Genomic DNA, 22927 nt, shown 5'->3' on the forward strand with positions numbered 1-22927 from the left:
GGCCGCGGTCGATCCTTCAAAGAATGCCTTTCTTGCGCGTCGACAGCGCGGTTTCCGACAGGTCGATCTCGCGAAGCAGCTTCGTCAGCGTTTCGTCGGAAATCTTGCTGTCGCTGCGCAGCCGGTACAGCGCCGAGCGTTCCGCGCGCACGGCCGCGATCCGCATCTGCAATTCCATTGTTTCGGCCTGCTTCGCTTCCGCGCGCGGCGTGGGGCCGTCGTCGGCGAGCGCGGCGAGCCGGCGGCGATATTGGTCCATCACGCGTGCGGAGATGTCGGCGCAGCGGGCCGCGCCCGATTCGTCGAGCTCGGCCGAAATGGCATCGTGCGACGAATCGATCGCGCGGATCGCGGCCTGCGCGGCGGCCGAGCGTGCGATGCGCTCCTCGTCGCCGAGCGGGTTGCGCGACGAGCGCACGCCGCGCAGCAGCAGCGGCAGGCCGATCACCGCGACGATCAGCGAGCCGAGGATCACGGACGACGCGATGAAGATCGCGGTGTCGCGGCCCGGCAGCGGTGCGCCGTCGGACAGCGCGACCGGGATCGACAGCACGCCGGCGAGCGTGACCGCGCCGCGCACGCCGCCCACCGTCATCACCGCGATCGTGCGCACGCCGGCCATCGTGCCGGCGAGGCCGCGACGCGCGGCGCGGCGGCTTGCGAACCAGCGCAGCAGCCACACCCACAGGAAGCGGATCGCGTACAGCGCGAGCATCATCGCGCCCACGTTGAAGATCATGCGGCCGACCAGCACGTCGCTCGTGTGGTGCGCGTCGACGAGCGCGCGGCCGATGATGTGCGGCAACTGCAGCCCGAGCATGATGAACACCATGCCGTTGAACACGAACTCGATCATCGCCCACGTGCTTTCGGCACGCACGCGCGACGCGACGGTGCTTTTGCGGGAGAAGCTCGTGTAGTTCATCATCATCCCGGCCGCCACGGCCGCGAGCACGCCCGACAGGTCGAGATGCTCGGCGAACAGGTAGGCCGCGAACGGCACCAGCAGCGTCATCACGATGCCGGGCGCCGGGTCGCCTTCCTGCTCGGCGTTCAGGAAGCGCGTCGACAGCGCGCTGAACAACCACGCGACGATCGCCCCCGTCGCGAGCCCGCCGGCCGCGACGATCACGAACGTGACCGATGCGGCGCGCAGCGAGAACACGCCCGTCAGCGCGGCCGCGATCGCGAACTTCAGCGCGACGAGGCCCGACGCGTCGTTCATCAGCGCCTCGCCTTCGAGAATGTGCATCAGTTGCGGTGGAATGCGACCCTTGCCGGCGATGCCCGACAGCGCGACCGCGTCGGTCGGCGACAGCACGGCCGCGAGCGCGAACGCGATCGGCAGCGGCAACTCGGGAATCAGCCAGTGTGCGAAGTAGCCGACCGCGAGTACCGTCATGAACACGAGCCCGAACGCGAGCATCAGGATCGCGCGGCGCTGCAGGTAAAGCTCGCGCTTCGGAATCCGCCAGCCGTCCGCGAACAGCAGCGGCGGGATGAACAGCAGCATGAAGATCTCGGGGTCGAACGTGACGTGCAGGTTCAGCTTCGGCCACGCGAGCATCGCGCCGAACGCGATCTGCATCAGCGGCAGCGGCAGTTGCAACGGGAGGATGCGCGTGACGGCGCCGGATAGCGCGACGGTCAGCAACAGAATGAGGACGGTGAAGACGATTTCCATCGAGACGGCGGATGCGGGGAATGAAACGATCGTACGGAGTGTAGCGTGCCGACGTAACGGATGCGTTCGAGCGGCCGGTGCGTGCGCACGGAAACGGTGCGCGGATGGCGCGCCACGATGGTGCGGCGGCGCGGCGCGGCCATGCGGCGCATGGGTTCCGCACGCCTTGCACGGAGCTTGCTTGAAGGTGGGCAGCCGCCCGGCACGTGTCGGGCAACCGAGGGTCCAACCATGACATTGCGCGCGCCGTCCCGGTCGTCGTCCATGACGCCGGACGTCGCGTTCGACTGCACCACCAGGAGGAAGGCATGACGATCGTGCAACAGGAGCGTCCGGCCGCCGCGTCGCCGTACCGGTTCGAGCGGGAGATGAGCTCCGGCTTCGAACGGCTCGCGACGCAGCACCGCGACCTGACGCTCACGACCGTGTTCCAGCCGATATTCAGCCTGTCGCACCAGCGCGCGGTCGGCTACGAGGCGCTGCTGCGCGCGCACGATGCGCTCGACCGCGCCGTGTCGCCGCTCGACGTGTTCGGCGAAGCCGCGCGCCAGGGCGAACTGCTGCAACTCGACCGGCTCGCGCAGGCGCTGCATCTGGAGAACTTCGCGCTGCTCGGCGCCGAGCGCGAGTGGCTGTTTCTCAACGTCCACCCGGGCGTGCTCACCGATCCGTTCCAGGCGGCCGCGCTGCTCGCGAACCTGAAGCGGCTCGGCATGCCGCCGCGGCGCATCGTGCTCGAAGTGCTCGAACAGCGCGCGGACGACGTCGAGCGGCTCGCGGAGGCCGTGCGCGAGTTCCGCACGCACGGCTTCCTGATCGCGCTCGACGATTTCGGCGCGGGCCACTCGAATCTCGAGCGGATCTGGCAATTGAACCCGGACATCGTGAAGCTCGACCGGATCATGCTGTCGCACGCGGCGCACCGTACGGGGCTCACCGCGATCCTGCACGGGCTCGTGACGCTGTTGCACGAGGCCGGCAAGCTCGTGCTCGTCGAAGGGATCGAAACCGAGCACGAAGCGCAGATCGCGCTGTCGTGCGAGGCCGATTTCGTGCAGGGCTACTACTTCGGCCGCCCGGCGCCGGGGCTGCCCGACAGCGCGACCGCGACCGGCTGCATCGGCGAGCTGACCGAGCGCTATCGTCAGCAGACCGAAGCGCGCGAGCGGCGCGACGCGCAGCGGCTCGCACCGTACCTGCGCGCGTTCGAACGGGCCGCCGAGCGCCTCGAGGCCGGCGAGCCGCTCGACGAGGTGTGCTGGAACTTCCTCGCGCTCGACGCGGCCGCGCGCTGCTTCCTGCTCGATGCGCACGGCCGGCAGTCGGGCCGCAACGTCGTGCTGCGCGCCGATCGCGCGCTGGCCGAGGCGCGCTTTTCGCCGCTGGCCGACGCGCAGGGCGCGAACTGGCTGCGCCGGCCGTATTTCCGCTCGGCGATCGCCGAACCGGGGCGCGTGCAGGTCACGCGGCCGTACCTGTCGATCAATGAGGCGCAGCCGTGCGTGACGCTGTCGGTGGCCGTGCGCGTCGGCGACGCGCAGCGCGTGCTGTGCGGCGACATCGACTGGATCGACGAGGACGCGCAAGTCGCGTAGCGAGGTGCGGCTCGCACGCGGCGAGCGGCCGCGCCGTTCAGGTTCGTGCCCGCCACGGCGGTGACGGTGGTGTCCGCGCGCGTCGGCGTGTGGCGCGTGCGGCGCGGCTGAAATACGCGGCGGAAGTACGCGGCCGCCGGCACGCTGGCGTCCGTCACGCGGCTCGGCTAGGATGCGCGAATTGTCCTGACGATTCGCGAGCCGCCATGAACCGACCCGCCGCTTCTTCCGTTCTCCTCGAAGTGATCGCCACCACCGTCGGCGATGCAAGGACCGCCGCCCGCGCGGGCGCCGACCGCCTCGAACTCGTGACCGCGATCACCGAAGGCGGGCTGACGCCCAGCGTCGGCCTGATCGAGGCCGTCGTGGCCGCCGTGCCGATTCCCGTCAACGTGATCGTGCGTCCGCACAGCCGCTCGTTCGTCTATGACGCCGACGACATGCGCGCGATCGAGCGCGACGTGCGTGCGGCCGTCGCGGCCGGCGCGAACGGCGTCGTGTTCGGCGCGCTCGACGCGCGCGGCGACATCGATCTCGGCGCGCTGGCCCGCGTCGCGGCCGCCGCGGACGGGCGCCCGCTCACGTTCCACCGTGCGTTCGACGTCGCGCGCGACCTGAACGCCGCGTTCGATGCGCTGCTGCGCGTGCCGGCCGTCACGTCCGTGCTGACGTCGGGCGGCCATCCGTCGGTGCTCGACGCGGCCGCGACGATCACGCGGCTCGTGCGGCAGGCGGCAGGCACGACCTGCACGGTGCTGGCCGGTTCGGGGCTCACGATCGATGCGGTCGGCGATTTCGTTCGCGCCACCGGCGTGCGCGCGGTGCATTTCGGCTCGGGCGTGCGGCCGCGCGGCGAGGTGCTGGCACCCGTCGACGGGCAGCGCGTCGAGCGCGTGCGCGCGGCGCTCGACGGCGCGGCGTCGCACGTGTGATGCGCCTGCCGAAGCTGCGCGTTGGCGCGGCGAGAAAACTCCCGATTCGAGACACGCAGGGCGACCCGGTGCAGACGATCGGATGAAAAAAGCCGGGGCATGCCCCGGCTTTCTCCTTGGCGGGCGCGGCGCGCCGGCCGCTACCGCTTACGCGTGTTCCGTCAGCGCGTCGGCCTGGCTCGCGCGGATGCCGAGGCGCTCGAACAGCGCGCGGTCGCGCTGCGTCTGCGGGTTGCTGGTCGTCAGCAACTGGTCGCCGTAGAACATCGAGTTCGCGCCGGCGAGGAAGCACATCGCCTGCATCGCGTCGTCGAGCTGCTCGCGGCCGGCCGACAGGCGCACGACGGCCTTCGGCATCGTGATGCGCGCGACCGCGATCGTGCGCACGAACTCGAACGGGTCGAGCGGCGCGGTGCCTTCGAGCGGCGTGCCTTCGATCGCGACGAGGTTGTTGATCGGCACCGATTCCGGATACGGGTTCAGGTTCGCGAGCTGCGAGATCAGCCCCGCGCGTTCGCGGCGCGACTCGCCCATCCCGATGATGCCGCCGCAGCACACGTTGATGCCGGCGTCGCGCACGCGGTCGAGCGTGTCGAGGCGGTCCTGGTACGTGCGCGTCGAGATCACCTGGCCGTAGAACTCCGGCGACGTGTCGAGGTTGTGGTTGTAGTAGTCGAGGCCCGCGTCGGCGAGCTGCCGGGCCTGCTCGTCTTCCAGCATGCCGAGCGTCATGCAGGTCTCGAGGCCGAGCTCCTTCACGCCGCGCACCATCTCGGTCAGCGCCGGCATGTGGCGCTCCTTCGGGTTGCGCCACGCGGCGCCCATGCAGAAGCGGCTCGCGCCGTTCGCCTTCGCCGCGCGCGCGGCGTCGAGCACCGCGTCGACGTCCATCAGCTTCTCGGCCTTCAGGCCCGTGTCGTGATGCGACGACTGCGAGCAGTAGCCGCAGTCTTCCTCGCAGCCGCCCGTCTTGATCGACAGCAGCGTCGAGAGTTGCACCGCGTTCGCGTCGAAGTGCTCGCGATGCACCTGCTGCGCGCGGAACATCAGGTCGTTGAACGGCAGCTCGAACAGCGCGACGACGTCGGCGACGCGCCAGCGCTGCGGCGCCGGAGCGGCCACGGGGATCGCGTCGGGTTGCACGGCGGCGGTCTGGGCTTGGGTCATTTCTTTTTCCTGTCCTGGGCGGGATTGGGGGATCGGTTGGGTCAAGGCCGCGCGGCGCGCAGCGACTCGACGAGCGCGGCGATGTCGAGCATCGCCGCGGCGGATTCGGGGGCGGCCGGCGTCAGGTGCGCGATGCGGCCGACGAGCGGCGCGCGGTGCTCGCGCGCGAGCCAGTCGCCAATCGTCGCGACGTTCTCGTCGACGAACGACATCGCCGGGTCGACGTGGTTCGCGACCCAGCCCGCGAGCGTGAGGCCGCGCTGGCGAATCGCATCGGCCGTCAGCAGCGCGTGGCTGATGCAGCCGAGCCGGACGCCGACGACGAGCACGACGGGCAGGCCGAGCGCGACCGCGAGATCGGCGGTGTCCTGCGTGTCGTTCAGCGGCACGCGAAAGCCGCCGACGCCTTCGACGACGACGACGTCCGCGCGCGTCAGCGCTTCGCGATGGCACGCGACGATCGTGTCGAGGTCGAGCGTCACGCCTTCGCGCGCGGCGACGATATGCGGCGCGGCCGGCGCTTTCAGCAGGAACGGCGTGCGCAGCTCGGGCGGCAGCACGACGTTCGCGGCGGCGTCGAGCTGGTCGGCGTCCTCGTTGCGCCACACGCCGTCGCGTTCGTACGCGCCGGCCGCGACCGGCTTCAGCGCGGCCGCGCGCAGCCCGTGCCGCGCGAAGCCGTGCAGCATCGCGGCCGACACGAAGGTCTTGCCGATTTCGGTGTCGGTGCCGGTCACGAAGACGGAGAGCGGGGCGGTCATGCTGCGGCCTCCTCGCTGGCCTGGATCAACGCGGCTTCGAGCCTGGCGAGATCGTCGAACGAATGCGCGGCCGACAGCGACACGCGTAGCCGCGACGTGCCGGCCGGCACCGTCGGCGGCCGGATCGCGGGCACCCACAGGCCGTGCGCGTCGAGCGCGCGCATCGCGGCGAGCGTCGCGTCGTTGCTGCCGATCACGAGCGGCTGCACGGCCGTGTGCGAATCGACCGGCTGCCAGCGCGTGTTGCGCAGCAGCGCGCGCGTGCGTTCGATCAGCGCGGCGAGGTGCGCGCGGCGCGCGTCGCCTTCGTCGCCCGCGATCACCTTCAGGCTCGCCGATACCGCGTGCGCGACGGCCGGCGGCGCGGCCGTCGTGAAGATGTAGCTGCGCGCGCGCTGGATCAGCCATTCGATCACGGTTTCGTGCGCGATCACGAACGCGCCGGCGACGCCGGCCGCCTTGCCGAGCGTGCCGACGTACACGAGATGCGGCGAACGCAGCGCGGCGGCCGCGAGCGCGCCGCGCCCCTGCGGGCCGAGCACGCCGAAGCCGTGCGCATCGTCGACGACGAGCCACGCGCCGTGGCGTTCGGCCAGCGCGACGAGCTCGGCGAGCGGCGCAATGTCGCCGTCCATGCTGAACACGGTGTCGCTGACGATCAGCTTCGTTTCCGCATCCGATGCGTCGAGCAGCGCGGCGAGCGCGGCGGTATCGGCGTGCGGATAGACCTGCACGTTCGCGCGCGACAGCCGCATGCCGTCGATCAGCGACGCGTGGTTCAGCGCGTCGGAGAAGATCGTCGCGCCCTTGCCGGCGAGCGCGGTCATCGCCGCGAGGTTCGCCATGTAGCCGGTGCTGAAGTACAGCGCGCGCGGCGCGTCGGAGAAGCCGCCCGCGAAGCCCGCGAGTTCGTCCTCGAGCCGGGCGTGCGCGCGCGAATGGCCGCCGAGCAGGTGCGAGCCGCCGCTGCCGGAGCCGTAGCGCTGCGCGCCTTCCGCGAACGCGGCGACGAGCGCCGGATGCGCGGCGAGGCCGAGGTAGTCGTTGCTCGCGAAGCCGACGATCTCGCGGCCGTTCACGGTCATGCGCGCGTCGCACGCGGTGTCGGCGATGCGGCGCACGCGGCGCAGCCCTTGTGCGTCGAGGTCGGCGAGGCCGCGTTGCAGGGTGTCGAGCAGGCTCATCGGCCGAGATCCTCCAGCGTGGCGTCGAGCGTGTCGCGCGTGCGCCGCGCGAGCCACGCGATGTCGTCGTCGCTCATCACGTACGGCGGCATCAGGTACACGGTCGTGCCGATCGGGCGCAGCAGCAGTTCACGTTCGAGCGCGCGCTCGAAGAAGCGCCGCGAGAAGCCGCGCGCCGCGTCGCCGTCGAGCGCGACGTCGAACGCGAACAGCGTGCCGCGCTCGCGCAGGTGGCGTACGTGCGGATGGGCGCCCAGCGGCGCGAGCGCCGCGCGCAGCGTCGCCGATTTGCGGGCGTTGCTCGCGAGCACGTCGTCGCGCGCGAACAGGTCGAGCGTCGCGAGCGCCGCGCGGCACGCGAGCGGGTTGCCCGTGTACGAATGCGAGTGCAGGAAGCCGCGCGTCGTGTCGTCGTCGTAGAACGACGCGAACACGTCGTCGCGCGTGAGCACCAGAGACAGCGGCAGGTAGCCGCCGCTGATTCCTTTCGACAGGCACATGAAATCGGGCCAGACGCCCGCCTGTTCGCACGCGAAGAAGGTGCCCGTGCGGCCGCAGCCCACCGCGATCTCGTCGGCGATCAGGTGCACGCCGAATTCGTCGCACAGTGCGCGCAGCCCGCGCACGTACGACGGATCGTGCATGGCCATGCCGGCCGCGCACTGCACGAGCGGCTCGACGATCAGCGCGGCGATCCGGTCGCCGCGTTCGACGAACAGGCGCCGCACGTCCGCGAGCGCGCGGCCCGCGACGTCGGCGGCCGTCTCGCCCGGCAGCGCGCCGCGCGCATCGGGCGACGCGACCACGTGAGCGTGGCGGATCAGCGGATCGTACGCATCCTTGAACAGCGCGACGTCGGTCACGCCGAGCGCACCGATCGTCTCGCCGTGATAGCTGTTTGCGACGCAGACGAATTCCTGCTTGTTCGCGCGGCCGCGGTTGCGCCACGCGTGGAAGCTCATCTTCAGCGCGATCTCGACGGCCGACGCGCCGTCCGACGCGAAGAACGCATGGCCGAGCGTGCGGGCGGTCAGCGCGTGCAGCCGTTCGGCGAGCTCGATCGCCGGTTCGTGCGTGCAGCCGGCGAGCATCGCGTGCTCGAGCGTGTCGAGCTGGTCCTTCAGCGCCGCGTTGATGTCCGGGTTCGCATGGCCGAACAGGTTGACCCACCACGAGCTGATCGCGTCGAAGTAGCGGCGGCCGTCACGGTCGACCAGCCACACGCCCGCGCCGCGCGCGACGGGGACGAGCGGCAGGCGCTCGTGATGCTTCATCTGGGTGCAGGGGTGCCAGACCGCGCGCAGGCTGCGCGCGACCCAGTCGTCGGTGGCTGGCGTACTCAAGGCGACTCCGGGGGTAAAACGGCCGCGCGGTATCGACGGGCGCCGCGCGGCGGGATACGAAACGCGCAGAGATTAGCGTGTTCCGCCGGACGTTGCACTAGCGGTTACAAACGCCGCGCAGCCTTGCTGGGCGGGAGTTCGGCGCAGTTCGGGGGTACTCGGAACGGAACGCGACGGATCGGCCGAAATGCACGCAGATGACGACGGTCGAGTGACACCCCCCGACAGAAAAAAATCGCGGGGCGGGGCGGCCGGGCAGCGAAATATGGGGAAGGATGATGGTGCGGTGTTGGCGGCGACAAGGGGCGAACTTGCTGCGCGCAGGGTCGATCGACCGGGTGGTGCAATGCCGGACCACTGAGCGAAATCGAGCGGGCAGGTTCAGGGCAATGCTTTGCGAAGTGCCGCGTCGGCCACGTGGTCGATGTGACGGAACGCCGGCGCAATCTTGTCGACTTCCTTGTCAGGCACGCCATGCTCTTCGAAACACGTCTTCCATTCGCGTGTCGGTTGCCAGACTTCAGCAATCGCGAGTCCGGCGTCCGATTTCGAAAGGCCGAATGCACCCCGGGCATTGAACGCGTTATCCAGGGTGGCGAGCCGCCCCTGCGGGCCGATGCCGAGGTGGAGATAGCGCTCGTGTGCACTGCTCGGCCGGGGCAGAACGTCGTATAACGGGCTGAGACGCCAGCCGGGGAGACGCGGGTCGCGAATGAATCCGTGGTTGCGCAAATGGTCATCGTCGTTGCTCACGAGGATGTTAAAGACCATCCGCTTGAACAGTTCCCGGTTGTCGGCTCGAATTGCGTCCACGTGCCCGTGCTGCCGGATCGCGTGAGCCACGTCCTGATAACTTTTCTCCATCGATTCCATCTCGGAACAGCCGACCAGCGTCAATGCGCTCGCGAAGGGCACTCTTCGCTCGGTTGCCCCGGCACGGGGAGGCAGATAGAGCGCGTCGTCCCCTCGAAGGGCGTCGAATTCGGGGTGAGTCCAGTACCGGTCGAATCGGCGGATCAACATGACTTGTCGGCCGCCGACGTCGACGATGCGGGTAGGTGGGACCCGAATGCCGCACCGGGCCGCAAGACGAAGCGTGGCCTCTTCGATGACCGTCACGTTCAGCCGGTCGCTACGACTCGGGAATTTGGCCAGCCAAAGCACGCCGTTTTCGTCCCGCACCGTAGCCTTTGGCCGGGCGCCGCCGAGACCGCTGCCCTGTACGAAGATGGCTTCGAGTTCGGCCGGCACGGGCTCGCCTTCCTCGATGCGCGCTGCCGAATCGATCAGATATTCGAGCCTGTGCAGGCCCTTGCCGGCTTGCGGGCCTGGAGGGGTGTCCAGATTCGCCCGGATATCGAGCGCACCAATCCGCTGACTGCCCGCGTGGAGGAGATAGGTGGATTCGGGCAGTGTGTTGGCCCGGACTTTGAGTTTGGCTTCGATGACACGCCGTCCCCATGCATCGGGCGCGGCGTCGCGAATCCCGCCGAACTGCGTCAACCCGCCCGCCGGGAAGTTCATCTTGCCGCGTGTCTCGTTCTTTCTCGCCAGACTCAGGCTCACCGGGTCGATTTCGATGGCGTTGGGCCGATCGATATAGCGCAACCCGTACGCGAAGCTCGATGCCTGTAGATCCGCACCGTCTTCGGTCATTTGAAGCAGGCCCGCGGGTGCCCAGTCATCGTCGAGATAGGCAAACACGGCGAGTCTTTTGACGACGGCGGCCATCAGAAATCAAGATCCTTGAGTTCGTTGTCCGTGAGAGATCGTACGCGTCGACTGCGTTCGCGGGCCGCCTGTGCCTTGAGCGACGGGGCTGTTCCGGAGAGCAGTTCCAGCAGGGTCGTTTCCGGTGCAATCGCGTCGAGATACCGCAGCCACTGTCCCAGCGCGACGCCAGGATCGCCTTTCTCGATGCGATAGGCGGTATTGCGTGAAAGCCCGGCCCGGGTGGCCGCCTCGCTCTGCTGGATGCGCCGCGAGATGCGCAGACGGGCGAGCGCTTCTCCGACACGCGCGGCTTCCGCGAGAACGGTGGGGCTGGCGGCCGCAGCTTGATTGACCTTCATGCTCGTAAAATCGATCGTTAAGTCGATTATGATCGAAATAACGATCATGATAGATCATGCCAGCTCGAATTCAAGCCGATTGCGCGTAAAAACGAGCATTACGCGGTGAGTGCTCGATTTGACGAGCAGGCGGGGGCGTGCCGCGATGACCTTGAAAGGACGGGGCGTGCGAGGCGGGAAGAACGACAGCCGCGCGTCAGCGCGAAGCCAGCGCGCGCGTATCGGTGTCGCGGATGTGATCGTCGCCGTTGTCGGCCGTCTGCGTCGGGCTGGCGTTCCACACGACGCGGTCGTTGACCGCGTACAGCCGGCACGCGCCCGCGCCCTGCTTCGCGCAGTTGTCGAGCGCGAGCGCCATCGGGTCGTCGCCGCCTTCGGCCCACGACCACGCGCCTTCCGACGACACCGCGAATGCGCGGCTCGGATGCTGGTTCAGGAAGCGGCGATAGCCTTCGCGGCCGGCTTCGTCGACGTACGGCACCGCGTTGACCGCGTCGATCGACGCATAGCCGCTGGCCTTCGGCTCGTGCGGGTTCGCGACCGCATAGCGCACCGCGGTCGGCAGGTTCAGTTCGGCGAGGAATGCGTTCACGGCCGGCCACCAGACGGGCACGCCGTCGCGATCGACGATCAGCCGGTGCGCGTCGTCCTTGTAGCGGCCGAAATCGATGAAGCGGGCTTGCGTGCCGTGCGACACGTACGCATCGTGCATCTGCGCGACGAGCGCGGGCGTCCATACCGAATCGTTGTCGCCGTACAGCCACAGCGACCGCACGGCCGTATGCGCGCCATACTGGTCGAACGCATCGACGAGATTGCGCTGCCAGCCGTCGCACAGGTCCTGGCGCAGCCCGCCGGAGAAGTTGATGATGCCGCGTACGCCGGCTGCCGCTTCGGTGCCGTATGCGACCGACACGAGCCCGCCATGCGACGTGCCGGCGACGACGATGCGCGACGCATCGACGTACGGCTGGCGCGACATGTAGCGCACCGTCGCGTCGACGTCGGCGGCCTGCGCGAGCCCGTTCTTGCCGACGTTGCAGCCTTCCTGCCGGTACGTGCCGTCCGAACCGGCGAAGCCCTGGCGATTCGGCGCGATCACCGCATAGCCGCGCCGCACGAATTCGCGCGCGAACGCGAGCGGCCGGCTGCGCGGCTGCAGATGGAGATCGCCGGTATTTTTACCGTGGTTGAAGACGACGAGCGGGAACGGGCCGGGGCCGTTCGGCTTGAAGAGCGTCGCCTCGAGCGTGACGGCGCCCGAAGCATCGGCCGGAATGCGCAGGATCTGTTCGTTGAGGTCGGCGGCGACCTGCGGCAGGTTCGCGTCGGCGTAGTCGAAGCGCTCGGCGTGCGCGAGCGATCCGCTGGCGCCCGCCCCCGTAGCGGCGCCCGGCAGCGTACCGGCCTGAGCGGCCGACAGCGCACAGGCCGCCATCCATCCCACCAATACCTTGCTGAACGCCATCCGTAAGCCCTGCCATGCAACATGACCAATTCGAGGCCATCGTAGCCCGACAAAATCAGGTTGTGCAATGCGGGAATTACCCGGCGTCTGACATGGCAACTATTTGTCAGCGTTCACTTACTTCGCCGTCGACATAGCGCCAGAAACCGTGCTCGTCGCGCTCGAAACGACTCGTCTCGTGGAGCCGGTAAGCGCGTCCGCCAACCTTGTAGCGCGCCACGAATTCGACCTCCGCGTGCCGCTCGTCGAGCGGCACGTGGCGTTTGACCGCGAGGCCGAGCCAGCGCGGCGCGTCCGGTGCTTCAGGGTCGGTGTCGAGATCGGGCGGGCAGGTGCGCGCGGCCCACGTCGCGCGCAGGTAATCGGTCGCGCCGAGCACGTACGCGCTGTACCGCGAACGCATCAATTCGAGTGCGGTCGCGGCGGCCTCGCCGCCGTCGATGAAACGGCCGCAGCAGGCCGCATAGCGCGGCGCCGGGGCTTTGCCGGCGGGCGCGGGAGACGCGCCGCCGCACGGGCACGCGTCAGGTCGGTTCAAAATCATGCGAAATGTGAATTAACAACGATCGGTTGCCGGTGCCGCTCACCAGCTCAGCTCAACGCCGTCGTACTGGAAGAACCGGCCGTTCGCCTGGGACACGTCCGAACCCGATTCGGCGATCACGCGACGCATGCCGGTCACGCTCGTTTCCGGATCGATCGCGGCCTGCGCGCCGCCCATGTCGGTGCGCACCCAGCCGGGATGCAGCGAAATGCACGCGGCATGGCGCGTCTGCAGCGACGCGATGCGCAGCGCGTCGTTCAGCGCGGCCTTGCTCGCGCGGTACAGCCAGCCGGTCGTGCCGGTCGCCTCGGCGATGCTGCCCATCCGGCTCGACACGACGGCCAGCACGCCGCGCGCGTCCTCGACGAGCGGCAGCAGGATCGGCAGCAACTGCATCGGCCCGCGCACGTTCGTGTGCATCACCGCGTCGAAATCCTCGGCGGTGATCGTCTCGACGCCCTCGGTGCGCGGCCCGTACACGCCGGACACGAGCACGGCCGCATCGAGCCGCTCGCCGTCGAGCTTCCAGCCGAGCGCCGCGATCTGCTCGGGCTGCGCAATGTCGAGCGCATGCGGCTGCGCGCCGAGCGCGCGCAGCGCATCGAGCGACGCCGCGTCGCGCGCGGTGGCGATCACGTTCCAGCCGTCGCGCCGGTATTGCCGGACGAATTCGCGGCCGAGGCCGCGCGATGCGCCGACGATCAATACGGTTTTCATGCCTGTCGCTCCTTGCGGTGGCGCCACCGAGGCAGTGCCGTTGTCAGATGCGTTCGACGCGTGCCGCGGCCGCGTCGCAGCCGCCGTCCGGCGGCTGGCGCGTTACTGCTGCGCGTCGTCGCACGGCTTGAGCGTCGCGGCGACCGCCTGCGCGACGCTTTCGAGCCGGGCGGCGTCCGCCGCGACCATGTCGTTGTCCGGCGCATGCTCGCCGCCGGCGGTGAGCGCGGCCACGCAGCGCCGGTAAGTCGAGTCGAGCGCGTCGAAGTTCGACACGGCCATCCCGAGGTTGCGCATCCGGCCGTCATGCACGCCGTACACGAGCCCGTGCACGGTGAGCGACTGGCCGCGCGCCCACGCGTCGTTGACGATCGTCGTGCGGCACACGTTGACGACCTGTTCGATCGCATTCAGCTCGATCAGGCGACGGTAACGCGCTTCGCCGACCGGCCATTCGTCGAGCAGCGCCGCATGGCGCTCGCGTACGTCCTGCACGTGATGCAGCCAGTTGTCCGCGAGGCCGACACGGCGGTTGTGCAGCGCCGCGTTCACGCCCGAGCAGCCGTAGTGGCCGACGACCATGATGTGCTTGACGCGCAGGATGTCGACCGCGAACTGGATCACCGACAGGCAGTTCAGGTCGCTGTGCACGACCACGTTCGCGATGTTGCGGTGCACGAACACTTCGCCCGGCGGCAGGCCGATGATCTGGTTCGCCGGCACGCGGGAATCCGAGCAGCCGATCCACAGATATTCCGGCGCCTGCTGGTCGGCGAGTCGTGCGAAGAAATCGGGATCGTCGGCGAGCTGGCGCTTGACCCAGGCATCGTTGTTGTCGAACAGATGTGAAAGCGGATTGTCTTGGGTAGTCATCGGTGTGGCTTCCGTTGGCGGAAATCGGTCGATATCGGATTCGGTGTTGCCGGCGTCAGGCGGCGCGCTGCGCGTCGCCCGCACCGTCGTCGAGGCCCGTCGCGCCGAAGCGCGCAGGGTAGCGTACGCTAAAGCGCAGGGCCGCATCGTACGGATAAAAATCGGGCAATTCGCCCTGCATCAGCTTGTCCTTGCTCGCCTGCCACAGCGCCGGATCGAAAAAGTCCGCGTGATGCTTCATGAAGACGCTGCGCACGCGCGGGTCGCCGAGCAGGAACGGCCCGTAGGTCTCAGGAAAGATGTCGTGCGGGCCGACGGTATACCACGGTTCGCCGGACAGCTCGTCTTCCTCGTTGCGCGGCGGCGGCACGCGCCGCACGTTGCAGTCGGTCAGGTACTCGATCTCGTCGTAGTCGTAGAACACGACGCGGCCGTGGCGCGTGACGCCGAAGTTCTTGTACAGCATGTCGCCGGGGAAGATGTTCGCCTTCATCAGCTCCTTCACCGCGTTGCCGTATTCCTTCACGCCGTGCTCGACGTCCGCGTCGCTGCCGTTCTGCAGGTACAGGTTCAGCGGCGTCATCCGGCGCTCGATGTACAGGTGCTTGATCACGAGCTTGTCGTCCTCGTATTCGAGCAGCGACGGCACTTCCTTCTCGAGTTCGCGCACGAGCGCATGATCGAGCCGCGCGAGCGGCAGCGCGACGCTCGAATACTCGAGCGTGTCGGCCATCCGCCCGAGGCGGTCGTGACGCTTCACGAGCTGGTACTTCTCCATGATCTGCGCGCGCGTCGTTTCCTTCGGCGGCGGGAATTGATCCTTGATGATCTTGAACACGTACGGGAACGACGGCAGCGTGAACACGAGCATCACGAGGCCCTTGATCCCGGGCGCGATGATGAAGCGGTCGCTCGAATGCGACAGATGGTGCAGCAGGTCGCGGTAGAACAGGTTTTTGCCCTGCTTCTGCAGGCCGACCGACGTGTAGATCTCGGCCTTCGGCTTGCCCGGCATGATCGTGCAGAGGAACTCCACGTACGCGGACGGCACGCCCATGTCGACGAGGAAGTACGAATGCGAGAAGCTGAAGATGATCTGCAGCTGCTCGCGGCGCAGCAGCACGGTATCGAGCGCGAGCACGCCCGGGCGCACGTGGCGGATCGGCACCGCGAACGGCAGCACGCGGTCGGCGTTGATGATGCGGCCGACGATGTACGCGCTCTTGTTGCGGAAGAACAGCGACGACAGCACGTGGATCTGGAAATTCGGCGCTTCGTCGAAGTGGCCGAATTCATCGTCGATCGCCTGCATCACGCAGCCGATGTCGCGCGTGAGATCCTCGAACGCCGGCTCGAGCTGGAAGTTCGTGACGATGCGCTCGAGCGTGACCGCGAGCCCGTCGGTGCCCGGATAGTACGCGCGGTACGTCGGTTTCGCGGCCGGCTCGTCGTTCTCCAGATACTCGGTCGAGATCGCCGGGCGCACGAAGATGAAATCGTTGCTGAAATACGAGCGGTGCAGGATCTTGCAGCACACCGAATTGAAGAAGGTTTCCGCGCACTCGGGCTGGCGGTGCGACGTGAGCAGGCCGATGTAGTGCAGCTTGATCTGCTGCCAGACTTCGTCGTCGATGTTCTCCGCGTCGTATTCGTCTTCCAGCACCTCGACGCATTCCTTCACGCGATCGTCGTACGACGTGATCCGCTCGCGCGCGAGCCGCTGCAGCCCGTGCCAGTCGCCGCGCTCGAACAGCGTCTTCGCATCGACCGCCGCTTCGCGGAAGATCCGGTAATGGCGATCGAAGTATTCGAGCATCGTCTGCGCGACGTCGAAACCGATCTGCGACGACAGCAGTTTGGGGAAGTGATTCATCGCGTGCAGGCTCGTTCAAGGGGCTGTAAGCACTCGCCATTTTAGCGCCCAAGTCGGCGTTTCAATGACTTTCGCGGTGATGCGCGAATGGTCGTCAATCGGCGTGTTGATCGCCGTTGGGCGCCGTTCGACGCATCTTCGCGTAAAGATACGGGTACGGAACCGATTCTGACACGAACTTTTTTGGGCGCGCCGGCGGGGGCCGGGCACGTGTTTCGCGCGACGGCGATAGAATCGACGCACCGCCCGCCGCACCCTGCCGCCGGCGCGCCTTCGCACCGATAACGACGAGACGCCCCACCGATGAATGCCCTGGAACACCAACTCGACTACCCCTTCGCCGATACGCTGCCCGCCGCGGGCGACACGTTCGAGGTCGCGCCCGGCGTGCGCTGGCTGCGCATGCCGCTGCCGTTCTCGCTCGATCACATCAATCTCTGGCTGCTGCGCGACGAGATCGACGGGCAGGCCGGCTGGACGGTCGTCGATTGCGGGATCGCATCGGACGCGATCCGCACGCACTGGGAGCAGATCTTCGACACGCAGCTCGACGGCCTGCCCGTGCTGCGCGTGCTCGTCACGCACTGCCACCCCGATCACTTCGGCCTCGCGAACTGGCTGTGCGAAGGCGGCGACAAGGGCCGCTGGAACGTGCGGCTGTGGATGACGCTCGGCGAATACCTGTTCGGCTGCCTGATGGCGGCCGGCAACGGGTCGAATGCGGGCGGCGCGGCCGCCGCCGATCACTTCGCGCGCCACGGCCTGACCGATCCGGCCGCGCTCGACAAGCTGCGCAACCGCCGCAGCTACTACTCGGATCTGGTGCCGGCCGTGCCGCCGCGCTACCGGCGCCTGCGCGAAGGCGACGCGGTGACGATCGGCGCGCGCACGTGGCGCGTCGTCACCGGCTTCGGCCATTCGCCTGAACATTGCGCGCTCCACAGCGAAGCCGACGGCGTGCTGATTTCCGGCGACATGGTGCTGCCGCGCATCTCGACGAACGTGTCGGTGTTCGACCTCGAGCCCGAAGCGAACCCGCTCGCGCTGTACCTGGAATCGCTCGGCCGCTACGAGACGATGTCGCCCGACACGCTCGTGCTGCCATCGCACGGCAAGCCGTTCCGCGGCGTGCGCACGCGCATCGCGCAACTGCGCGAACACCACGATGCGCGCCTGGCCGAAGTGCGCGTCGCGTGCGCGGAAAAGCCGATGAGCGCGGCCGACATCGTGCCGATCATGTTCCGCCGCCGCGAGCTCGACATCCACCAGATGACGTTCGCGCTCGGCGAGGCGCTCGCGCACCTGAACCTGCTGTGGCTCGCGGGCGAACTCGTGCGCGAGCAGGGTGACGACGGCGTGCTGCGGTTCCGCGCCGCCAGCTGAGCGCGCTTCGTCATCGTTACGCGACGGGTTCGTAACGCCATCCGTCGCGATGCCACTGCATCGTGTGCGTCGGTTCGAGCGCCGCGAGAAACGCGGCGTCGTGCGACGCGACCACGAGCGCGCCCGGGAAACCGGCCAGCGCGGCTTCGATCGCGCGCACCGATTCGAGATCGAGGTGATTGGTCGGCTCGTCGAGCAGCAGCAGTTGCGCGGGCGTGCCGCGCCACAACGCGCACGCGAGCGCGGCCTTCAGCCGTTCGCCGCCGCTCAGTTGCCGCGCCGGTTGCGTCGCACGTGTCGCGTCGAGCTGCAGCAGCGCGAGACGGCTGCGCAGGTCGCCTTCGGCGAGCGGCGTATCGAGCAGCCCGAGTTGCTCGACGATCGAGCGCTCCGGGTCGAGCAGTGCGAGCCGCTGGTCGAGATACGCGGCGCTCACGTGCGTCGTGCAAGTGCCTGAGCGCGGCGCCAGCTCGCCCGCGAGCATCCTCAGCAACGTCGACTTGCCGCAGCCGTTCGGGCCCGTCAGCGCGATGCGCACGGCGCCGCTGGCCGACCACGTGATCGCGTCGGCGTCGCCCGCGACGCGCCACGGCAGTTGCGCGCGTTCGAGCGTGAACAGCTGGCGGCGCGCGCTGACCTCCGTGCCCGGCAGCGACACCAGTACGGGCGCGTCGGTTTCGACGCGCGCGGCCGCTTCCTGCACGCGCGTGTCGAGCGTCGCCTTGAAGTCGCTCTGATGACGCCGGACCGTCCCCATGATGGCGCGCGCGGCGCCCTTGCGGCGCTGGCGCGCCATCGACGACAGGTTGGCCGCCTTCGCGTCGCGCAGCGACGCGGCCGCATGGCGCTGGATCGTGTCGTGTTCCTGTTCGAGCCTGCGCCGCACGCGCTCGCGCTCGCTGCGCACATGGTCGAGCGCCGCGTGCGCGGCTTCCTGTTGCGCGTCGCGCTGCGCACGGTAGAGCGCGTAGTTGCCGCCGTACGAGCGCGCGCCGTGCGGCGTCAGCTCGACGATGCGCTGCACGCCGGCGAGCAGCGCACGGTCGTGGCTCACGATGACCACGCCGCCGCGCCAGCCGTCGAGCGCCGTGCGCAGCCACGCGCGGCCCGGTGCGTCGAGATGATTGGTCGGTTCGTCGAGCACGAGCAGGCCGGCGCCGGACAGCAGCGCGCCGATCAGCGCGACGCGCGCGAGCTGGCCGCCGCTCAGCGTGTGCGCGGGCGTGTCGGCGCGGACATCGTGCAGGCCGGCCGCGTCGAGCGCCGCGCGCAGCCGCTCCGCGAGATCCCAGCGATCGCCGATCAGGTCGAAGTCGTGCGGCGCCGCGCGGCCGTCCGCGAGACGCGCGAGCGCGCCGAGCGGCGCATCGAGCGCGGCGATCTGCGCGACGGATCGCGGGGCGGCCGTGGCATCGTGGTCGTGCTGCTGCGCGACGTAGACGACCTGCGCATGTCGCTCGACCGTCCCCGCACTCGGCGCGCGGCGGCCCGCGATCAGTTGCGCGAGCACGCTCTTGCCGACGCCGTTGCGGCCGACGATGCCGGTCGGCGTGCGATCGATGGTCAGGTCGAGCGAATCGAACAGCGTGACGCCGTCGTCGAAGCGGAAGGAAACGTGATGAAGCGCGACGAGCGCGCCGGTGGGCGTGGCTGCAGCCATAAGCACCTCCAAAAATGCGTGAAGACCTTCGCGCGGCGTGCGTGGCACGGGCGGCGAAAACATTTCGGGAAGGCTTAGTTGTTCACTTTGGCTGGCGTCCGGTATGAGGAATGAGCGCGCAGTGTAGCAAGCGCGGCGCGCGGGCCGCAAGCGAGCGGCATGTGCGCCGTCGCTTGCGCGCCACGCGAGGTTACTGCACCGCGACCGTCGTGAAGTTCTGCCGTCCGAACGGACTCACGTGATAGCCGCTCACGTTCGTGCGCGTCAGCGCGGCCGCGGTCGGGTAGCCGAGCGGAATCCACAGCGCCTGGTCGTGGATGATCTTCTGCGCGCTTTCGTACAGCTTCGCGCGCTTGGCCTGGTCGGCGGTCGCCTTGCCGTCGGCGATCAGCTTGTCGAGCTGCGCATCGCAGAAGCGCGCGAAGTTGATGCCCGACTTCACCGCGTTGCAGCTGAACAGCGGCGACAGGTAGTTGTCCGGATCGCCGTTGTCGCCGGCCCAGCCCATGAACAGCATGTCATGCTGGCCGAGCTTCGCCTGCTTGATCAGTTCGCCCCATTCGATCACTTTCACTTCCGCTTTCACGCCGATCTTCGCGAGGTCGGCCTGCAGCAGCTCGGCGCCGGCTTTCGGGTTCGGGTTCAGCACGCTGCCGGTCGGGCGCGTCCAGATCGTCGTCGAGAAGCCGTTCGGGAAGCCGGCCTGCGCGAGCAGTTGCTTCGCCTTCGCGGGATCGTACGCATACGGCGCGATGTCCTTCGCGTAGCTCCACGTGTTCGGCGGATACGGATTGTTCGCGGCCGTCGCGGTGTTGTCGAATACAACCTTCAGGTAGGTCGCGCGGTCGAACGCGAGATTCAGCGCCTCGCGCACCTTGTCGTTGTCGAGCGGCTTCTTCTGCGTGTTCAGCGCGACGAACGCGGTCATGAACGCGGGCGTCTGGACGACCTTCAGCGCGCTGTCGCCCTTCGCGGCGAGCACGTCCTGCGGCTTCGGCGACAGCGCGATCTGGCATTCGCCGGCCTTCACCTTCTGCATGCGCACCGATGCATCGGGCGTGATCGCGTAGATCAATCGATCGACCTTCGGCTTCGCGCCCCAGTAAGTCGGGTTCACGTCGTAGCGGATCAGTGCGTCCTTCGTATAGCTCTTCAGCACGAACGGGCCGGTGCCGACCGGCTTCGCGTTCAGGTCGGCCTGCTTGCCGGCCTTGAGCAACTGGTCCGCGTACTCGGCCGAGTAGATCGACGCGAAGCCCATCGTCAGGATCGGCACGAACGTCGCGTTCGGCTCGTTCAGCACGAACTTCACCGTGCTGTCGTCGACCTTCGTCACCGATTTCACGAGCTTCACGAGGCCCATCGACTGCGCATGCGGAAAACCGCTCGCGCCGGCCACCTTGTGCCACGGATTCGCATCGTCGAGCATCCGCGTGAACGTGAACACGACGTCGTCCGCATTGAGCGGGCGGCCCGGCTTGAAGTAGTCGGTGGTCTGGAACGCGACGTTCGGGCGCAGGTGGAACGTGTACGTGAGGCCGTCGGCGCTCGCTTCCCATTTGTCCGCGAGCGCGGGCACGACCTTCTTCGCGGCTTCGTCGTAGGACACGAGCGTGTTGAAGATCACGTCGGCCGACGCGTTGGTCGTGACAAGCGAGTTGTACTGCACGACGTCGAAGCCGTCCGGGCTCGATTCCGTGCAGACGGTGAGCGGCTTGGCGGCGGCGAGGCCGGGAGCGGCAAGGGCCGCGGCCACGGCGGCCGCGGCGAATAGCTTGACGTGCATAGGATCTCCCACGTGGCTTGTGTTTTTCGCTGGATGACGGAGGCGGGCGCGACCCGGCAGCGGGCAGGGCCGGCGCGGCTGGCGAATAGGATACCGTCAAAGCGCGCGACGCGTGGAAAAAGGCGCCGGAACGCGACGAATTGACCGAAAAACGGCTGCGATGGCGACGGAACGGGTGTTGATGCGGCCGTGCGAGGAGAGCGAGCGCGGGGCGGGCGAGGCGGGCGGCTGCGAATGCGCGGCGCGAGCGACGGAACGGACCGGATCGCGGCAGCGGTGCGCGGTATGTGGCGCGACACGAAGGTAGAGGCCCGCGCGGATTCGCGCGGTATGGCGAGGCAGACCGGGCCAAGGCCCGACAGCGACCCGGCGACGCGCACGCCGGATCCGCGGCGCACTCAGTGCGCGCCGGCCTTCGGCTTGCGCGGCGCCTTCTCGAACAGGCGGTCGTACAGCCAGCGCGGCAGCACGTGCAGCACCTTCGCGACGACGCCCATCTGCCACGGAATCACGCGGAACGCGTGCTGCCGGGCGATCGCCCGCGCCGCGCGCGCGGCGAAGCGGTCGGCGTCCATCAGGAACGGCATCCGGTACGGGTTGTGCGCGGTCATCGGCGTGCGAATGTAGCCGGGCGCGATCGTCACGACGCCGACGCCGGCCGGGCGCAACTCGACGCGCAGCGATTCGAGATACTTGATCGCGGCCGATTTCGACGCGCTGTACGCGCCGGAGCCGGGCAGCCCGCGCACGCCGGCGACGCTCGCGACGCCGACCAGCGTGCCGTGGCGCGCGGCCGTCATCGGGCCGACGAACGGCTCGAATGTCGCGACCATCCCGTAGTAGTTGATGTCCATCACGTCGCGGAACGTCGCGAGGTCGCCCTGGCCCGTGACGGCGCCCTGGCTGATGCCCGCGTTCGCGATCACGACGTCGGGGCAGCCGTGCGCGGCGATGAACGACGCGGCGGCGGTGGCCAGCGCATCGGCGTCGCGCACGTCGGCGGAATAGACGGAGATGGAGAGCTTCGGGAACCGCCGCGCGAACGCATCGAGTGCATCGGTGCGGCGCGCGACGAGCGCGAGCGTGGCGCCCTGGCGGGCGTATTCCTCGGCCATCGCGAGGCCGAGGCCGCTCGACGCGCCGGTGATGAAGACCTTCAGCGGAGTAGTCATGCCGGCGCGCGGGCGGGGATCAGAGCTTCTTGTCCTGAACCTGCTTCACGAGGAAGTCGAGCACCTGGGCGGTACCCGGGATGCTGTTCGTGTAAGCGGGGCCCGTCTTGTACTTGCCCTGGACGACGACCGTCGGCACGCCGTCGATCGCGTAGTCCTTCAGCAGCTTGGCCGACTGGTTCACCTCGCCCTGCACGCTGAACGAGTTGTACGCGTCCATGAACTTCTTCTTGTCGACGCCCTGCGTGGCCAGGAAGTCGGCCTGCGCCTGCGGCGTCAGCAGGTAGTTCTTCTGCTTGTGGATCGCGTTGAAGATCGCCGGCGTGACCTTCTCGGAAATGCCGAGCGCGGACACCGCGTAGAACAGCTTCGAGTGCGGGAGGAAATCGTCACGGAATGCGACCGGCACGCGCTTGAAGTCGATGTTGTTGCCCTGCTTCTTCACCCAGGCCTCGATCGTCGGCTCGAATTCGTAGCAGTGCGGGCAGCCGTACCAGAAGAACTCGATCACCTCGACCTTGCCGGCCGGCGCCGACACCGGCTGCGGCGACTTCATCACCTCGAAGTCCTTGCCGGCGGCCGGCGCGGCGGGCGAAGCCTGGGCAAGGCCGGCGGCCAGGCCCAGGGACAGAAGGAGCGTGCTAAGCAGTTTTTTCATGTTGTGAACGTCGAATCGGTTGCTCGGGTTACGGAACGTAACGGGTTCTGCGTGG

19 protein-coding genes are annotated in these 22927 nt (G+C 68.5%); 3 read left to right on the forward strand and 16 right to left on the reverse strand.

Annotated elements, in window-relative coordinates:
* Positions 1–16: 16 nt before the first annotated feature.
* Positions 17–1684: a Na+/H+ antiporter gene (locus WS64_RS12665; RefSeq protein ID WP_060966585.1), complete on the reverse strand. Its 1668-nt coding sequence runs from the start codon at positions 1682–1684 to the stop codon at positions 17–19.
* 308 nt (positions 1685–1992) lie between these two features.
* Between WS64_RS12665 and WS64_RS12670 the strand changes: the two genes are divergently transcribed.
* Together WS64_RS12670 and WS64_RS12675 are read left to right on the forward strand one after the other, a co-directional pair.
* Complete coding sequence (locus WS64_RS12670) at positions 1993–3279, forward strand: sensor domain-containing phosphodiesterase (RefSeq protein WP_059585406.1); 1287 nt, start codon at positions 1993–1995, stop codon at positions 3277–3279.
* A 206-nt stretch (positions 3280–3485) separates the two neighbouring features.
* Positions 3486–4211, forward strand: coding sequence for a copper homeostasis protein CutC (locus tag WS64_RS12675; protein WP_059608800.1), 726 nt, complete (start codon positions 3486–3488; stop codon positions 4209–4211).
* Positions 4212–4358: 147 nt separating this feature from the next.
* Here WS64_RS12675 and bioB read toward each other — a convergent pair whose 3' ends face one another.
* The 11 genes from bioB to aceK all read right to left on the reverse strand — a co-directional run bounded on the left by bioB (position 4359) and on the right by aceK (position 16213).
* Positions 4359–5378: a biotin synthase BioB gene (bioB, locus tag WS64_RS12680; RefSeq protein WP_059641321.1), complete on the reverse strand. Its 1020-nt coding sequence runs from the start codon at positions 5376–5378 to the stop codon at positions 4359–4361.
* A gap of 41 nt (positions 5379–5419) precedes the next feature.
* Positions 5420–6139: a dethiobiotin synthase gene (gene bioD, locus WS64_RS12685; protein ID WP_060966586.1), complete on the reverse strand. Its 720-nt coding sequence runs from the start codon at positions 6137–6139 to the stop codon at positions 5420–5422.
* Positions 6136–7323: an 8-amino-7-oxononanoate synthase gene (gene bioF, locus WS64_RS12690; RefSeq protein WP_059641326.1), complete on the reverse strand. Its 1188-nt coding sequence runs from the start codon at positions 7321–7323 to the stop codon at positions 6136–6138. The genes bioD and bioF overlap by 4 nt, the downstream gene beginning before the upstream one ends.
* Positions 7320–8666, reverse strand: coding sequence for an adenosylmethionine--8-amino-7-oxononanoate transaminase (bioA, locus tag WS64_RS12695; protein WP_060966587.1), 1347 nt, complete (start codon positions 8664–8666; stop codon positions 7320–7322). The genes bioF and bioA overlap by 4 nt, the downstream gene beginning before the upstream one ends.
* A gap of 381 nt (positions 8667–9047) precedes the next feature.
* Positions 9048–10397: a type II toxin-antitoxin system HipA family toxin gene (locus WS64_RS12700; protein WP_060966588.1), complete on the reverse strand. Its 1350-nt coding sequence runs from the start codon at positions 10395–10397 to the stop codon at positions 9048–9050.
* Entirely contained in the window at positions 10397–10786 is a 390-nt protein-coding gene (locus WS64_RS12705) for a helix-turn-helix domain-containing protein (protein ID WP_230943825.1), read from the reverse strand. Before WS64_RS12705 ends, WS64_RS12700 begins: the two co-directional genes overlap by 1 nt.
* 148 nt (positions 10787–10934) lie before the next feature.
* Positions 10935–12206, reverse strand: coding sequence for a dienelactone hydrolase family protein (locus WS64_RS12710; protein WP_060966589.1), 1272 nt, complete (start codon positions 12204–12206; stop codon positions 10935–10937).
* Between the two features lie 106 nt (positions 12207–12312).
* On the reverse strand, positions 12313–12750 hold the full coding sequence (locus WS64_RS12715) for a YchJ family protein (protein ID WP_060966590.1): 438 nt from the start codon (positions 12748–12750) through the stop codon (positions 12313–12315).
* A 39-nt stretch (positions 12751–12789) separates the two neighbouring features.
* A complete protein-coding gene (locus WS64_RS12720; protein WP_059585396.1) occupies positions 12790–13467 on the reverse strand; it encodes an SDR family oxidoreductase in 678 nt (225 codons plus the stop codon).
* A gap of 102 nt (positions 13468–13569) precedes the next feature.
* Positions 13570–14340, reverse strand: a complete 771-nt coding sequence (gene can, locus WS64_RS12725; RefSeq protein WP_059585395.1) for a carbonate dehydratase — start codon at positions 14338–14340, stop codon at positions 13570–13572.
* A gap of 55 nt (positions 14341–14395) precedes the next feature.
* Complete coding sequence (aceK, locus tag WS64_RS12730) at positions 14396–16213, reverse strand: bifunctional isocitrate dehydrogenase kinase/phosphatase (RefSeq protein WP_059641340.1); 1818 nt, start codon at positions 16211–16213, stop codon at positions 14396–14398.
* Between the two features lie 303 nt (positions 16214–16516).
* Between aceK and WS64_RS12735 the strand changes: the two genes are divergently transcribed.
* Positions 16517–17596, forward strand: a complete 1080-nt coding sequence (locus WS64_RS12735; protein WP_060966591.1) for an MBL fold metallo-hydrolase — start codon at positions 16517–16519, stop codon at positions 17594–17596.
* 16 nt (positions 17597–17612) lie between these two features.
* Here WS64_RS12735 and WS64_RS12740 read toward each other — a convergent pair whose 3' ends face one another.
* The 4 genes from WS64_RS12740 to WS64_RS12755 form a co-directional block, all read right to left on the reverse strand.
* Positions 17613–19256 (reverse strand): ABC-F family ATP-binding cassette domain-containing protein, encoded by a 1644-nt coding sequence (locus WS64_RS12740; protein WP_060966592.1) that lies wholly within the window; start codon positions 19254–19256, stop codon positions 17613–17615.
* Positions 19257–19446: 190 nt separating this feature from the next.
* Complete coding sequence (locus tag WS64_RS12745) at positions 19447–21042, reverse strand: ABC transporter substrate-binding protein (RefSeq protein ID WP_060966593.1); 1596 nt, start codon at positions 21040–21042, stop codon at positions 19447–19449.
* A gap of 398 nt (positions 21043–21440) precedes the next feature.
* Positions 21441–22214: an SDR family oxidoreductase gene (locus WS64_RS12750; protein WP_059585389.1), complete on the reverse strand. Its 774-nt coding sequence runs from the start codon at positions 22212–22214 to the stop codon at positions 21441–21443.
* Between the two features lie 19 nt (positions 22215–22233).
* Positions 22234–22872 carry a thiol:disulfide interchange protein DsbA/DsbL gene (locus WS64_RS12755; RefSeq protein WP_011694426.1) on the reverse strand — a complete coding sequence of 213 codons (639 nt, stop codon included), beginning with the start codon at positions 22870–22872 and terminating at the stop codon, positions 22234–22236.
* Between the last annotated feature and the right edge of the window lie 55 nt (positions 22873–22927).

The sequence above is a fragment of the Burkholderia anthina genome (assembly GCF_001547525.1).
In the GTDB taxonomy this organism is placed as follows: Bacteria; Pseudomonadota; Gammaproteobacteria; order Burkholderiales; family Burkholderiaceae; genus Burkholderia; species Burkholderia semiarida.

What these genes read in the sequence shown, in the direction of transcription:
- WS64_RS12675 (WP_059608800.1), top strand. Translation starts at nt 3,486, where the DNA reads ATGAACCGACCCGCCGCTTCTTCCGTTCTCCTCGAAGTGATCGCCACC.
- bioF (WP_059641326.1), bottom strand. Translation starts at nt 7,323, where the DNA reads ATGAGCCTGCTCGACACCCTGCAACGCGGCCTCGCCGACCTCGACGCA.
- WS64_RS12705 (WP_230943825.1), bottom strand. Translation starts at nt 10,786, where the DNA reads ATGATCGTTATTTCGATCATAATCGACTTAACGATCGATTTTACGAGC.
- aceK (WP_059641340.1), bottom strand. Translation starts at nt 16,213, where the DNA reads ATGAATCACTTCCCCAAACTGCTGTCGTCGCAGATCGGTTTCGACGTC.
- WS64_RS12740 (WP_060966592.1), bottom strand. Translation starts at nt 19,256, where the DNA reads ATGGCTGCAGCCACGCCCACCGGCGCGCTCGTCGCGCTTCATCACGTT.
- WS64_RS12755 (WP_011694426.1), bottom strand. Translation starts at nt 22,872, where the DNA reads ATGAAAAAACTGCTTAGCACGCTCCTTCTGTCCCTGGGCCTGGCCGCC.
- bioD (WP_060966586.1), bottom strand. Translation starts at nt 6,139, where the DNA reads ATGACCGCCCCGCTCTCCGTCTTCGTGACCGGCACCGACACCGAAATC.
- WS64_RS12720 (WP_059585396.1), bottom strand. Translation starts at nt 13,467, where the DNA reads ATGAAAACCGTATTGATCGTCGGCGCATCGCGCGGCCTCGGCCGCGAA.
- can (WP_059585395.1), bottom strand. Translation starts at nt 14,340, where the DNA reads ATGACTACCCAAGACAATCCGCTTTCACATCTGTTCGACAACAACGAT.
- WS64_RS12700 (WP_060966588.1), bottom strand. Translation starts at nt 10,397, where the DNA reads ATGGCCGCCGTCGTCAAAAGACTCGCCGTGTTTGCCTATCTCGACGAT.
- WS64_RS12665 (WP_060966585.1), bottom strand. Translation starts at nt 1,684, where the DNA reads ATGGAAATCGTCTTCACCGTCCTCATTCTGTTGCTGACCGTCGCGCTA.
- WS64_RS12670 (WP_059585406.1), top strand. Translation starts at nt 1,993, where the DNA reads ATGACGATCGTGCAACAGGAGCGTCCGGCCGCCGCGTCGCCGTACCGG.
- WS64_RS12715 (WP_060966590.1), bottom strand. Translation starts at nt 12,750, where the DNA reads ATGATTTTGAACCGACCTGACGCGTGCCCGTGCGGCGGCGCGTCTCCC.
- WS64_RS12735 (WP_060966591.1), top strand. Translation starts at nt 16,517, where the DNA reads ATGAATGCCCTGGAACACCAACTCGACTACCCCTTCGCCGATACGCTG.
- WS64_RS12710 (WP_060966589.1), bottom strand. Translation starts at nt 12,206, where the DNA reads ATGGCGTTCAGCAAGGTATTGGTGGGATGGATGGCGGCCTGTGCGCTG.
- WS64_RS12745 (WP_060966593.1), bottom strand. Translation starts at nt 21,042, where the DNA reads ATGCACGTCAAGCTATTCGCCGCGGCCGCCGTGGCCGCGGCCCTTGCC.
- bioB (WP_059641321.1), bottom strand. Translation starts at nt 5,378, where the DNA reads ATGACCCAAGCCCAGACCGCCGCCGTGCAACCCGACGCGATCCCCGTG.
- WS64_RS12750 (WP_059585389.1), bottom strand. Translation starts at nt 22,214, where the DNA reads ATGACTACTCCGCTGAAGGTCTTCATCACCGGCGCGTCGAGCGGCCTC.